General features: G+C 33.7%; 1 protein-coding gene. It reads left to right on the top strand.

The window, feature by feature from the left end; genetic code table 11:
• Positions 1-315: hypothetical protein (locus AYC59_RS07985; protein WP_211260042.1), on the top strand; the 315-nt coding region annotated here is incomplete at both ends.

Genomic DNA, 315 nt, shown 5'->3' with positions numbered 1-315 from the left:
TGGTGTAGCTGTTGGATATGATTGGGATGGTGGAAGTAAAACAGATGTATCTAGGTTGACAGTAAATAATATGGATGTTAAAGTTCAAAATACTCCAGATACAAAAATTGCTGATAGAATAGTTGGGTCAGGTTATAAAAGGGTTGCGGTACATTTTGGACATCAATTATCTGGATTAAAACTATTTAGAACAACTGGAGCAAGAGCAGAATTTATTTCAAATGGTAATGTAAACATAGAAGTAAAGGATCAGTCAACTAATAAAATAGGTGACTATATGGTAGGAGTTTATGTGTCAGGGAATGAATCAAAAGC

Origin of the sequence: Pseudostreptobacillus hongkongensis, assembly GCF_001559795.1 — a bacterium.
Taxonomy (GTDB): Bacteria; Fusobacteriota; Fusobacteriia; order Fusobacteriales; family Leptotrichiaceae; genus Pseudostreptobacillus; species Pseudostreptobacillus hongkongensis.
The sequence above is the reverse complement of the archived record's forward strand: the minus strand, read 5'-3'. Positions and strand labels throughout refer to the sequence as shown.